Below are 12,664 nucleotides of genomic sequence, written 5' to 3'. Positions count from 1 at the left end.
CACTTTCTAACTGAGTCGCTTCATTCTTAAACTGATAATTGCATCAAGAAACAGTATTAGTCGTCGATTTCCGCAAAGACTTGAGTTGCTTTCACAGCCTTCTTCCAGCCCTTATAGAGTTGTTCCTTACGAGATTCGTTCATCGATGGTTCGAAAAGTTCTCCTGTCTCGTTCAAGAGTTTCAACTCATCCAAGTCCTTCCAGTAGCCTACTGACAATCCTGCCAGGAAGGCTGCCCCTAGGGCAGTTGTTTCCAAGTTTTTAGCGCGTGCGATATCAATTCCCAAGATGTCAGCTTGGAACTGCATGAGGAAGTTGTTCATGGCTGCACCACCATCTACCTTCAAGACTTGGATAGCTGTCTGAGCATCCACTTGCATGGTGTCGATGATGTCACGTACTTGATAAGCGATAGATTGCAAAGTCGCCTTGATAAAGTCTTCTTTGCTTGTTCCACGAGTCAAGCCAAAGACAGATCCTCGAGCGTTTTGGTTCCAGTATGGTGCCCCTAGACCTGTAAAGGCAGGTACGACATAAACTTCGTCATTGTTGTGAGAATTGAGAGCATATTTTTCAGACTCTGGTGAGTTTTCCACCATACGAAGCCCATCACGAAGCCACTGAATGGCACTTCCTGCGATGAAGATAGAACCTTCCAAGGCATAGTAAACCTTGCCGTTAATTCCATAACCAATCGTTGTCAAAAGGTTATTTTCAGACAACTGCATCTCTTCACCAGTGTTCATAATGATGAAAGAACCTGTTCCATAAGTATTCTTGACCATACCAGGCTCAAAAGCCAACTGACCAAAGAGGGCTGCTTGTTGGTCACCAGCCATACCAGAGATTGGTACTTCTCCACCGTAGAAATGGAATGGAGCAGTCTTACCATAGATTTCAGAGTTAGAACGAACTTCTGGAAGCATGGCCTTAGGAATATTGAGGATTTCCAAAATCTCATCATCCCATTTAAGATCCTTGATGTTATAGAGCATGGTACGGGCTGCGTTTGAGTAGTCGGTAACGTGAGCTACGCCGTCAGTCAATTTCCAAACCAACCAAGTATCAATAGTACCAAAGAGCAATTCACCCTTTTCAGCTCTCTCTTGAGCGCCTTCTACATGATCCAAAATCCAACGAACCTTAGTCGCTGAGAAGTAAGCGTCAATGATCAAACCCGTCTTTTCATGGAATTTTTCCACATAACCTTGACTTTTCAGTTGTTCAGCCAGAGGAGCAGTTTGGCGTGATTGCCAAACGATAGCGTTGTAGATAGGAAGTCCTGTTTTCTTATCCCAGACAACAGTTGTTTCACGCTGGTTGGTAATCCCGATGGCCTCGATTTGACTTGGTTTCACACCACTTTCGATGAAAGCACCCGCGATAACTGACTGAACAGAATTCCAAATTTCATTGGCATTGTGCTCAACCCAACCTGCTTGAGGAAAAATCTGAGTAAACTCTTTTTGACTAGAGCTGACCTTTTCTCCTTTTTTGTTAAAAATGATGGCACGAGAACTGGTTGTTCCTTGGTCAATGGCCATGATGTATTTTTCTTGTGACATGTGCTGTCCTCCTGATAAAATCTTGAGGGGGGTCCCTCTTTACAGTAACTAGTATACAAAATAAAGCGCTTTCTTGTTCATCAATTTTTTTAAAATTTTAAAAAAATGTGAGAAGATTGTGCGAATTTCACAAAAAAGACCTGAAAATTCAGGCCTTTTAGGCAAAGAGCATCTGACGAATCTTCGCCAAATCCTCCATATCCAAATCATTTTTTAAATAATAAACCGGAGTCTGTTCTTTCTTATGAATCGGGTTGTTGGTAATTAACAAATCATAATGTCGACTGGGGTCATAGGCTTCAATAGTAATGAAACGATTGTATTCCAAATACCGTTTCAAAAGGGCAGCCATCCTAGAAAAGACAAGGAAACCAGATGTCAAATCCAAACCAATCCTCATATGTTGGCCACCATTTTCTGCCATATACTCTATCAACTGGAGCCATTCCCAGAGAATTTTCTTATCCAAATCCGTCCCCTGTTGAAAGGTAGGCAAAATATGAAAAATTCTCTCTGCAATTCCTCTAAAATCATGTTCCATCAGCAAATAAGGGTGCCGATGCTCTATCTGATACTTGTAGCGATCTTGCAAGATATAGCCCTTGTAGAGATAAACTTGACCACAAAGCTGACTCAGTTCATAGGTGACATGGTCCTCTGTGTAGTCCCCCAGCAGCTCCTCCTTCTTCATTTCTTGAATCAATTGCGTCAGCAAATCGGCTAATTGCCCTCCAAAACCAAGAATATACTCCATAGTATGAAGGGGCAAAATGCGATGAGAAAGGAGGAAAGAGAAGAAAATCATCATCTCCCCATCCTCAGTTCCTAGAGGAATGTGCTGGCCACCAAAAAAAGAAGGAGTCTTTCTAAGCAAACGAAGATAGAAAATATTGTCAAAATACCCCTGCATTTTTTCTTCTATGACTTGAAACTGACAGGCGTTAACCCGAAGGCGCTGTTGACTGATATGATTCCAGAGAACCAAGTCTAATTTCTGACCCGAAGACAAGCTGGCACCGCAGATTTCTTCTAGAGTAGCAATATCCTGCTTTCTCTCAGCTTTCTGCATATGACTTTCCCACTCCTGACTGGACCAGACCTTGCGGAAAAGGCAGAAATAAAAGTAACGAATCTGATGCTCCGGACCTCGCCAACGGCCATTTTGTATGGATAAGTCAAACTCTGACAAAATCTGATTTAGACTAGCTAAGTGGCGACCAAGCGTGGCCTCGCTAATCATCAATTCTTGAGCCAACTGATGAGCTAGAAACTGTTGGTGATAGAGAAGGTAAACCAAAATTTGGTACTTAATGGCATTGTCTAAAAACAAGCTCCGAATCTCTCTCCCCTTGGTAGCTGCACCAATCGACAGACGCAGATTTTCATCTTCCAAGTGGATGGTCAGCTCTAAACCTCTTTCCAAGGCATTTTCGTTAATCAGAGAAATGTACTTGGTTAAGGTCGCCTTTGAAAAACCTGTTTCTTCCATAGCTTTCTTGACTGTTGTCTGCGAATCTTGTAATAGAAAGGAAAGGACTAAAAATTGGCCAGATTCTGCTTTTTCCATCAAATCGCCTAAATACATTTGTTACCCCTTTCATTTTCTCCTACAAGCATAGCATAAATCTTTCAAATGCTGAAATAATCTGTTTCTCATTTTATTTTAAGGTTGATTTCCTCGTCATTATTCCACAGAAACAGCAAACACACGACTCCCCCTTTGGGCATTTTTATGCTAAAATAGTAGCTATGGATAAAATTATTAAAACAATATCAGAAAGCGGAGCCTTTCGTGCTTTTGTCCTTGATAGCACGGAAACCGTCCGCACTGCTCAAGAAAAACATCAAACTCAAGCCAGTTCAACTGTTGCACTTGGCCGTACCCTTATCGCTAGCCAGATTCTCGCAGCCAATGAAAAAGGAAATACCAAGCTAACGGTTAAAGTTCTTGGAACGAGCTCTCTCGGTGCCATCATCACGGTCGCAGATACTAAGGGAAATGTCAAAGGCTATGTTCAAAATCCTGGTGTTGACATCAAAAAGACTGCAACTGGTGAAGTCCTTGTCGGACCTTTTGTCGGTAATGGCCAATTTCTCGTTATCACAGACTACGGTACTGGAAATCCCTACAACTCCATGACTCCTCTCATTTCTGGGGAAATCGGTGAAGACTTGGCCTACTACCTGACTGAAAGCCAACAAACCCCTTCAGCAGTCGGCCTCAATGTTCTTTTGGATAAAGACGACAAGGTCAAAGTTGCCGGAGGTTTCCTTCTCCAAGTATTGCCAGGAGCCAAGGAAGAAGAGATTGCCCGCTTTGAAAAACGCATCCAAGAAATGCCAGCCATCTCAACCCTTCTAGAAAGCGATGACCATATCGAAGCCCTCCTCAAGGCCATCTATGGTGACGAATCCTACAAACGCCTATCTGAAGAAGAAATTCGTTTCCAATGTGACTGCAGCAAAGACCGTTTTATGAACGCTCTTGCCAGCCTTCCAAATTCAGACCTTGAGGAAATGAAAGAGGAAGACCACGGGGCAGAAATCACTTGTCAATTCTGCCAAACTACTTATAACTTTGATGAAAACGACCTGGAGGAACTCATTCGTGACAAATCTTAATACACCCTTTATGATTGGCAATGTTGAGATTCCCAATCGTACCGTTTTAGCACCCATGGCTGGTGTCACCAACTCAGCCTTTCGTACTATCGCAAAAGAGCTCGGAGCTGGACTCGTTGTAATGGAAATGGTCTCTGACAAGGGAATCCAATACAACAACGAAAAAACCCTACATATGCTTCATATCGATGAAGGAGAGAACCCCGTTTCTATCCAACTCTTTGGTAGCGACGAAGACAGCCTCGCACGCGCAGCAGAATTCATCCAAGAAAACACCAAGACTGATATCGTCGATATCAACATGGGTTGCCCAGTTAACAAAATCGTGAAGAATGAAGCTGGCGCTATGTGGCTCAAGGATCCAGACAAGATCTACTCTATTATCAACAAGGTCCAATCTGTCCTTGATATCCCCCTCACTGTCAAAATGCGCACTGGCTGGTCTGATCCATCCCTAGCCGTGGAAAATGCCCTCGCTGCTGAGGCTGCAGGTGTCTCTGCCCTCGCTATGCACGGCCGTACCCGTGAACAAATGTACACAGGTCACGCAGACCTTGAGACTCTTCACAAGGTTGCTCAAGCTTTGACCAAGATTCCATTTATCGCAAATGGTGATATCCGTACGGTCCAAGAAGCCAAACAGCGTATCGAAGAAGTCGGGGCTGACGCTGTCATGATTGGTCGCGCAGCCATGGGAAACCCCTATCTCTTCAACCAGATCAACCACTACTTTGAAACTGGAGAAATTCTCCCTGATTTGACGTTTGAAGACAAGATGAAAATCGCCTACGAACATTTGAAACGCTTGATTAACCTCAAAGGAGAAAACGTAGCCGTTCGTGAATTCCGCGGCCTCGCTCCTCACTACCTCCGTGGAACATCTGGCGCTGCCAAACTTCGTGGAGCCATTTCACAAGCTAGCACCCTAGCAGAGATTGAAGCCCTCTTGCAATTAGACAAAGTATAATACACAAAAAACCGTAACTCGCTTGAGTTTACGGTTTTTTAGATCCTAGGAAAACCTAGATACTATTATTGAATCAAGGCAACGCTTGAAACTTTACCATCCGCACCTGTTGTAATTTGGATGATTTTTCCTCCACCTATTTTGGCATTATACTTGCCATCATCAAGTGTGTAAGAGTAGCCTCTGATAGAATAGTTTTCTTTCTTTCCATCTGCAGTTTCTACTGTAAATTGGCCCCCCTGATGAAACCGTAATAGTTTCGCCATTCGCTCCCTTCCAGTTGCCTGCAGCTGCTGAGAAATCACCATCGACCATGGTTAAAACACCCTTGTAGCGTTTGTTGTGTTCTGCTTGCTTGTCTTGAAGTTGGCGGTCAGTTGTTGGATCATAGCCTGACTGGTTAGACTGGGCTTGAGAACCTTGCTGAGTTGAAGGTGCCTGAGATGGGGCTTGTTGACTAGGAGCTGCTTGTTCTTGTCTTGATTCAGGTGCTGGTTTCGCTTGTGACTGATCTGCCGTTGTAGAAGACTGACCAGAAGATGCCTGAGCCTTTTCAGATGAAGCTGAGTTTGAAGATTTTTGAGTCTTGCTTTCTTTGCTAGAAGAAGCTGCTTTAGAGCTTGATGATTGACTTGTCTTTGCAGAGCTACTGGTTTGAGTGGTTTCGTTTTTATTTCCACAAGCTCCCAGTAGCAAGGTAGAAGCCAATACAGTCGCTGCCATCAATTTGATATAGGTTTTCTTTTTCATTTTTCTACTCCTTTGTAACATTTTTGAAATGTTAAGAAATCTTTTTGTAATATAATTGTAACATTGGGCTTTGAATCTGTCAACTATTTAGAGAAACTATTTTAAAAAATTTCTCTCTACTATTTCTATTCGTAATTGAAACGAAAAAATAGAAAATTTTTAAAATTAAAGTCCTATTTTTTACATCACCTTTGTGTAATCGCTTGCATTGCATTAGATAAAGGAATATAATAACATTGAAATAGAATATAGGAGGTATGCTCTTATGCTAAATAAGTATTACAAGTATCTTCCTTGGTTGATTTTGGGAGCTATTGGCTCTTATCAATCAGCCACTTACTATGCGCGAACTGCATTTGATGTCTTCTATCTGACTATAATCTTTATGATTGTTTATATCGCTTTGTTATTTTTGCACGAGAACTATCTCAAGTATCGATATAAAGACTTCTTTACTCACATGTTGAGTAATCCTAAGAAAGATAGCCATTCATAAAAAATGATGATAAATAAAAAGGTCGGGAAAAGTTCCCGGCCTCGTTTTTTATTTCAATCGATAGGTTTTTCTTGGTTTCTTTTTGGGTACTCGTTTGAGTCCGACTTCTTCTACATATTCTCCGTATTTTACGAGAAAGTTATTGCTGACGATTGGGCGACCAGGGTTGATGAGATTGACCAGTTCAGTCCCCTCGTAGACAGTGAACTCCTCCTCCAGCAGATAAAGGAAAGTCGGATTCCAGTCGAGACGGCCTTGAATTCGTTTGATGGATTCTTGGATAATGGCATAATGGTCAAAGGCGAAGGCTTGCTCCTCCAGCTCAACTCCATCTAGGTAGCATTTGCCTGTCTGAAAATCGACATCTACGAAAACGACATCCTTGGCATCGTCACCTGCCTGAATGAGGTCTAAGGCACGACTAGGTAGGTACACTAAGTGGGCAATGGTCACTGTCCAGCCCCGTGGATCACGACCGGGGGTCGATACCGTCATCAATTGCTCGATTTTCTCCAAAGGTAGATCGAGATTGACTTCTTCTCTCACCTCGCGCTGACAGGCATGTGCAGCATCTTCTCCCTTGTCCATAAAGCCTCCAACCAAAGCCAAACAGTTTTGATAAGGGTGAGCCTTGCGACGGATTAGCAGGAGCTTGATCTTTCCTTCGACAAAGCAGTAAGCCACCATATCCACTGTCACACTTGGTTTTTCATATTGAGGGAGTTCCTGCTTGTAGTACCAGTCTAAAAACTCCTCCTGACTGGCATGGATTTCATAATATTCTTTTTCCGTCATCCCGGCTGGAATCTTTGTGTCTGCCATCTTATGCCTCCTTTCGAACTGCCTTGGTCCATTGATACCATCCCACTAGACTATTGAGTGTGTAAACCCAGTACATCCCTTGGATGTGGATATTTTCACCCCACCAGAGATAAATACTAAAGAGATTGGTTGCAATCCAGAAAATCCATTGCTCACGGTAGAGACGTGTCATCAAGAGCTGACCAACACCATTAGTCGCATCAGTAACACTATCACGGAAAGGACGGGCGCTATTGATACTTTGGTAAGCCAAGCCCATACCAATCCAGATAATAGCAGTCAAGGCCAAGTACTTGAGCCAATCAAGAACAGATAATTTCTTAGCTTCAAAGTAGGATTCTTCTGGTTTTCCTTGGTCGTTGATACGATTGGACAGCCAAGCATAGAGACCAATCGGCTGCATGACAAAGAAGTAAACAGTCGTTAAAACTTCACCATAAAAAGTCGCATTCATGGCCAAAATCAAATAGATAGCTGAGTTAATAGCCCCAAAAAGATAATTGCTTGCACGCCCTTCTGCTACCAAGATAACACAGACAATCCCAGTCCAAGATGCAAACAAGCTCAGCCAGTCATGACTTTCCGTATTTTGTGTAAACTCCAAGATCAACGGAACACTTGACAAGGCGATGAGATACAACCACTGGAAAAGACTACGGCCGACAAAGAGATCTTTCCATAGCAAGCGCATGATTCCTGCAAAACCGATCTTGCGGGCTTCTGCATGGACATTTTTAAAGTTTTCGATAAATTGTGTGATTTTTTCAGTTAGTTTTTTCATATTTTTCTCCTAATCTGCTTGGTAAATGGCATCGATAGCCACTTTGGCTGCTTCATAATTGCCTAGATAATCCTCCGCTAGATAAACTAGTGGAATGGTGGTTAAGTATCGCTCCCTCATCTGGTCTAAATGCTGGGAAAAACTGTAGCGAATATGGTCTTCTGCCATGGTCATATCTCTAAATCCGTCATTGACATAGGAGCCAATAGGTTGCACAAAGAGAATCAAGTCCCATTTTTCCTTGGCCAAGATAGAGGCAAAGAGATTGTCAAAGGTTTCTCCTGATAAGTCCCCTTGGTCCTCAGTCTCCATGTAATAGTCATAGTAACCCTTGGTTACCAAGGAGTTGGTATCGGCTATCACTAGACCTCGATTGGCATTGCTATCGATTAACTTGGAGGTCTGGTCATACTGCCCTAAAAGGAGATAATAATAATCCTTTGGGGTCAATTCATCGTCGCGGACATTGTTTTTGATCTGGTACTCACGCGCGTATTCCAGACTAACGGGCGCATCGTAATACCTTGCCAAATCCTTGGCCAGAGTGGTCTTCCCATTGCTAGCACTTCCCATAATCAAGACTTTCTTGGTAAACTGACGACGGAAGGGTTGTGCGATGTATTTCCAATATTTGCTTGGATTTTCTCGAATCATAGTCGCTGAGATACCAAATTTTCTTTCTTGCAAAACGGTCTCAAAGCCACGCTTAGCTAGTTCTTGCTGATAGTCTTCTTCTCCCACAAAGAAGATCAGTTCTTGCTTGGTTTCATCATAGGAAATCTCTGCTAACATCTGGTCCAACCACTCCTGCCAGCCCATAGGGTAACGGGGAAGGTTGGTCTCATCCAGCTTGCAGACAGAGGTCAACTCGTCATCCCGAAAAGCCTCTCGGATATAGCGAAATCGTTTTTGAAGACTTAAACCTACCTGCTCACCTCGGTCTCCCTCGTAGCCTGAAACGACTACCCAGACCTGGTCACACTGACGCTTCGCTCTCTGGATCAGGTCGATATGCCCTTGATGGAGAGGAGCAAAGGTCCCAAATACCACTGCTGTTTTCTTTTTCATAAATGTTTTGCCTTTTTATAATTTTTGATATTTTTATTTTCTATGTTTTTATTATATACTATATTTTTATTTTGTCAATAGTTTTTTATCATTTTTTATAAAAAAGTAGCAAAAAAGAATCAGGATTGCTCCTGATTCTCCATTTTTAAGCAATATCAAATTTTAATTGACCAGCTTTGACTCCTATCTTGAGGGTCTTACCTGCTACCAATTCTCCCTTGAGAAGGAGTTCTGCTAGCTTGTCTTCCACTTCTGTTTGCAGGGTTCTGCGAAGTGGACGGGCTCCCATTTCTGGATCATATCCTTGGCTTGCTAGTAACTTCAACGCTGAAGCTTGCAGTTTCAAGTCGATACCCTTCTCTTCCAGGCTAGCAATCAATGGTTTAACCATAATCTTGACAATTTCCTGCATGTGTTCGCTATCCAAACTGTGGAAGACCACCTTTTCATCAATACGGTTGATAAACTCTGGTCGATAAGCTTTTTTCAACTCTTCAAAGATTCGTTTTTCCATATTTTCCTGGTCAAAACGAATGTCTTTCGCGCCAAAGCCAACAGTCTTGTCATCACGAAGAGCCGTCGCGCCAAGGTTTGACGTCATGATGATAATGGTATTTGAAAAATCAACCTTGCGCCCCTTGCTATCTGTCAAGACACCGTCGTCCAGAACCTGCAAGAGGACATTAAAGATGTCTGGGTGGGCCTTTTCTACCTCGTCAAATAGAAGAACAGAGTATGGTTTGTTGCGAACCTTCTCAGTCAACTCCCCACCTTCTTCGTAGCCCACATAACCCGGAGGAGCTCCATTGAGACGGCTAGCCGCAAATTTCTCCATATACTCACTCATATCAAAGCGGATAAGGGCTGATTCGTCATCAAAGAGAACTTCTGCCAAGGCCTTTGCCAATTCGGTCTTACCGACTCCTGTTGGTCCTAGGAACATAAAGGAACCAATCGGACGCTTATGACTGCGAATCCCTGACTGGTTGCGACGAATCGCACGACTAATGCTTGAAACAGCTTGATCTTGACCGATGACACGTTTATGCAGTTCTGCTTCAAGGTTAAGGTACTTCTTAGCATCCGTTTGCGTCAGTTTTTGGACTGGAATCCCTGACAAGCGACTTAAGGTAGTCAAAATTTCAGATTCTGTTACCAAGTCTTTATAGACAGGGACTTCCTGCTCTTTTGCGATTAACTGAGCAGCTTGTTTCCACTTGCCATCCATCAGGGCCTTGTCAGCTGGACTCAAGTCGGATTCGTCTGCTTTCACTTGCTTGGATTTGTTTTGCACTGTTGCTGCCGCTTCATCCAATAGATCGATGGCAGAGTCTGGTAAGTGACGACTGGTCAAGTAACGATGCGCCATCTTGACAGCTGTTTCAACAGCTTCATCTATGATTTGCACACGGTGGTGTTTCTCATAGGTGGCCTTCAAACCTTGCAAAATGGTCATACTGTCAGCTAGACTTGGCTCTTCAATCGTCACTTTGGCAAACCGACGAGAAAGAGCTGCGTCTTTTTCGATGTGTTTTTGGTATTCTTCCTGAGTGGTGGCACCAACTGTTCTCAGAGTTCCACGAGCTAAGGCTGGCTTCAAGATATTGGCTGCATCCAGAGTCGAATCAATACCGCTACCAGAACCCATGATGGTGTGGAGTTCATCGATAAAGAGGATCACTTTGCCATCTTCCTCGATGTCCTTGATGATATTGTTCATGCGCTCTTCAAAATCTCCACGGAAACGTGTTCCCGCAACGACATTCATCAAATCAAGCTCTAGAACACGCATCTTTGCCATTTCAGCTGGTACGTCCCCACTAGCAATACGCTGAGCAAGCCCAAGTGCTAAAGCTGTTTTCCCGACACCAGCATCACCAACCAAGACCGGATTATTCTTGGTCTTCCGACTCAAAATCTGAATCATACGTGAGATTTCCTTGTCACGACCGATAACTGGCTCTAACTTGCCAGAGCGCGCTTGCTCCGTCAGGTCATGCGTGTAGTCCTCTAGACCGCCACTTTGAGCTTGAGGCATGCCCATCATATTGGCCATAGAATTTTGCTTGTCAGTTACTGTGCGATGACGTTGACGCAAAGCCTTGAGATCTTCTCTTGTCCATCCTGCACGTTCTTCTAGATTGCGACGAAGAGCAGCAATTCTGACCTGATCTTTCTGGTCTTCATAAGAAAAGCCTGCTCTCTCCAAGATGCGAGTCGCCAAGGCATTGCCATCATGCAAGATTGCATATAATACATGCTCTGTCCCTAGCACCTTAGCATGTACCACTGAGGCTACATATTCTGCTTCCGCAAAGAGAACCTCTAAACGATGGGAAAAAGGCAATTCCGTAAAGGTTTCGTCATGGCTATAATCCGTTTCAGTCAGTTCCAACGCAACCCCTTCTAAACGATCCATTTCATAAGGATAATCGTTTAAAGTTGCACCTGCCACACTATAACTGTGATTGGACATGGCAATCAATAAATGCCAAGACTCTAGGTAACGAGCTCTAAAATGGCTCGCAACCATGTAGGCACTTTCGATACATTCATTCAATGCTTTTGAATAGTTCATCTTACTTCTCTTTTCTATCTACCTCTTGTAATAGCTGTCGGAGCATATTGGCACGGACAACTGAGGATTCTTCCCCTAGGACACGATCCGTTGCTACTGAAGTTAACAAGGTCATCTCCTGTTTGGTAATCAAGTCCTGCTCCACCAAAAGTTGGAGAATATCCTCATAAATCTCCTGACTAACTCTCTCACCAATCGAGTAAAGCAAATCGCGGAGCATCTCATGATGACTGGAAAACTCAATCCTCCCTATGCGAATGTAGCCTCCGCCACCACGCTTGCTCTCAACCAAATAACCTCTACTTTCCGTAAAGCGGGTCTTGATGACATAGTTGATCTGACTCGGTACAACCTGAAAGGTATCTGCCAACTGGCTCCGCTGCAATTCCACGATACCAGATTGGTCTAAAATCGCCTTGATATAGGCTTCGATATGATCTGATGTATTTTTAAATCTCATAGTAAATCAAACTCCTTCTTTGAACCTTGACTATCTTTGACTATTATACCGAAATTTTTGATTTTTTGAAAGGAAAAGGGAGCGAGTAAAATAAAATATTGTGAGATCTTCAACTTTAACCACCTTCATTAGATAGTTTACGTCTTGTGGAGTGATATAAACTAATAGTCTCAAAACAAAAAAAGCCCCTAGAAAACGAATTTTCTAGAGACTTTCTCTATCAAGTCTAAGAGAGAAGTAGAATTCTCACTTACCAAGTTTCATGTTTCTTCTACAAAAGCCTAAGCTTTACGTTTTACGAAGAATACCAATCCACTCAATGCCAATACTACAAATCCAATTGCTGAGAAGATAGATGTTGCTTCACCTGTGTTTGGAAGTTCAGCTTTACCTTTAGTCTCCGTAGCTGGAGGTGTTAGTGTTGGATCTGGTGTTGGTGCTGGATCTGGCGTTGGCGCTGGATCTGGTGTTGGTGCTGGATCCGGTGTTGGTGCTGGATCCGGTGTTGGTGCTGGATCTGGTGTTGGCGCTGGATCTGGCGTTGGCGCTGGATCC

Annotated in this window: 11 protein-coding genes and 1 pseudogene; 3 read left to right on the top strand and 9 right to left on the bottom strand. The window is 43.2% G+C overall.

Translation table 11 applies throughout. The features are described 5' to 3' along the window. Nucleotides 1–56: 56 nt before the first annotated feature. Both glpK and SORDD27_RS06340 read right to left on the bottom strand, forming a co-directional pair. Nucleotides 57–1,565, bottom strand: coding sequence for a glycerol kinase GlpK (gene glpK, locus SORDD27_RS06345; RefSeq protein WP_061428122.1), 1,509 nt, complete (start codon nt 1,563–1,565; stop codon nt 57–59). A gap of 157 nt (nt 1,566–1,722) precedes the next feature. Beyond that, nucleotides 1,723–3,150, bottom strand: a complete 1,428-nt coding sequence (locus SORDD27_RS06340) for an AcpB/EbpR/MafR family transcriptional regulator (protein ID WP_061428120.1) — start codon at nt 3,148–3,150, stop codon at nt 1,723–1,725. 164 nt (nt 3,151–3,314) lie between these two features. Here SORDD27_RS06340 and hslO point away from each other — a divergent pair, with 164 nt between their 5' ends. Next, nucleotides 3,315–4,187: an Hsp33 family molecular chaperone HslO gene (hslO, locus tag SORDD27_RS06335; RefSeq protein ID WP_049518848.1), complete on the top strand. Its 873-nt coding sequence runs from the start codon at nt 3,315–3,317 to the stop codon at nt 4,185–4,187. Further along, a complete protein-coding gene (dusB, locus tag SORDD27_RS06330) occupies nt 4,174–5,154 on the top strand; it encodes a tRNA dihydrouridine synthase DusB (RefSeq protein ID WP_004261996.1) in 981 nt (326 codons plus the stop codon). Before hslO ends, dusB begins: the two co-directional genes overlap by 14 nt. A 65-nt stretch (nt 5,155–5,219) precedes the next feature. Here dusB and SORDD27_RS06325 read toward each other — a convergent pair. Further along, a pseudogene (locus SORDD27_RS06325) lies at nt 5,220–5,904 on the bottom strand (hypothetical protein). Between the two features lie 265 nt (nt 5,905–6,169). Between SORDD27_RS06325 and SORDD27_RS06320 the strand changes: the two are divergent. Continuing rightward, nucleotides 6,170–6,400 carry a hypothetical protein gene (locus tag SORDD27_RS06320; protein ID WP_061428118.1) on the top strand — a complete coding sequence of 77 codons (231 nt, stop codon included), beginning with the start codon at nt 6,170–6,172 and terminating at the stop codon, nt 6,398–6,400. 48 nt (nt 6,401–6,448) lie between these two features. Here the strand turns inward: SORDD27_RS06320 and SORDD27_RS06315 are convergent, their stop codons facing one another. The 6 genes from SORDD27_RS06315 to SORDD27_RS06290 form a co-directional block, all read right to left on the bottom strand. Then, nucleotides 6,449–7,222 carry an NUDIX domain-containing protein gene (locus tag SORDD27_RS06315; protein ID WP_061428116.1) on the bottom strand — a complete coding sequence of 258 codons (774 nt, stop codon included), beginning with the start codon at nt 7,220–7,222 and terminating at the stop codon, nt 6,449–6,451. Nucleotide 7,223: 1 nt separating this feature from the next. Further along, the gene (pnuC, locus tag SORDD27_RS06310; protein WP_061428114.1) at nt 7,224–8,003 is read right to left on the bottom strand and encodes a nicotinamide riboside transporter PnuC; all 780 of its coding nucleotides are present in this window, start codon (nt 8,001–8,003) and stop codon (nt 7,224–7,226) included. A 9-nt stretch (nt 8,004–8,012) separates the two neighbouring features. Continuing rightward, nucleotides 8,013–9,071, bottom strand: coding sequence for an AAA family ATPase (locus tag SORDD27_RS06305; RefSeq protein WP_061428112.1), 1,059 nt, complete (start codon nt 9,069–9,071; stop codon nt 8,013–8,015). Between the two features lie 145 nt (nt 9,072–9,216). Then, complete coding sequence (locus tag SORDD27_RS06300) at nt 9,217–11,649, bottom strand: ATP-dependent Clp protease ATP-binding subunit (protein WP_061428110.1); 2,433 nt, start codon at nt 11,647–11,649, stop codon at nt 9,217–9,219. 1 nt (nt 11,650) lies between these two features. Continuing rightward, complete coding sequence (locus SORDD27_RS06295) at nt 11,651–12,109, bottom strand: CtsR family transcriptional regulator (protein ID WP_061428108.1); 459 nt, start codon at nt 12,107–12,109, stop codon at nt 11,651–11,653. A 281-nt stretch (nt 12,110–12,390) separates the two neighbouring features. Beyond that, on the bottom strand, nt 12,391–12,664 hold a 274-nt coding region (locus tag SORDD27_RS06290), incomplete at its 5' end, for an LPXTG cell wall anchor domain-containing protein (RefSeq protein ID WP_155718894.1).

It is taken from the genome of Streptococcus oralis, assembly GCF_001579025.1.
Taxonomy (GTDB): domain Bacteria; phylum Bacillota; class Bacilli; order Lactobacillales; family Streptococcaceae; genus Streptococcus; species Streptococcus oralis_X.
Note: the sequence above shows the minus strand (reverse complement) of the source record. Positions and strands in the feature narration are given on the sequence as shown.

Bases quoted from the DNA above. Each gene is read 5' to 3' on its own strand.
- glpK (WP_061428122.1), bottom strand. From the start codon at position 1,565: ATGTCACAAGAAAAATACATCATGGCCATTGACCAAGGAACAACCAGT.
- SORDD27_RS06340 (WP_061428120.1), bottom strand. From the start codon at position 3,150: ATGTATTTAGGCGATTTGATGGAAAAAGCAGAATCTGGCCAATTTTTA.
- hslO (WP_049518848.1), top strand. From the start codon at position 3,315: ATGGATAAAATTATTAAAACAATATCAGAAAGCGGAGCCTTTCGTGCT.
- SORDD27_RS06320 (WP_061428118.1), top strand. From the start codon at position 6,170: ATGCTAAATAAGTATTACAAGTATCTTCCTTGGTTGATTTTGGGAGCT.
- SORDD27_RS06315 (WP_061428116.1), bottom strand. From the start codon at position 7,222: ATGGCAGACACAAAGATTCCAGCCGGGATGACGGAAAAAGAATATTAT.
- pnuC (WP_061428114.1), bottom strand. From the start codon at position 8,003: ATGAAAAAACTAACTGAAAAAATCACACAATTTATCGAAAACTTTAAA.
- SORDD27_RS06305 (WP_061428112.1), bottom strand. From the start codon at position 9,071: ATGAAAAAGAAAACAGCAGTGGTATTTGGGACCTTTGCTCCTCTCCAT.
- SORDD27_RS06300 (WP_061428110.1), bottom strand. From the start codon at position 11,649: ATGAACTATTCAAAAGCATTGAATGAATGTATCGAAAGTGCCTACATG.
- SORDD27_RS06295 (WP_061428108.1), bottom strand. From the start codon at position 12,109: ATGAGATTTAAAAATACATCAGATCATATCGAAGCCTATATCAAGGCG.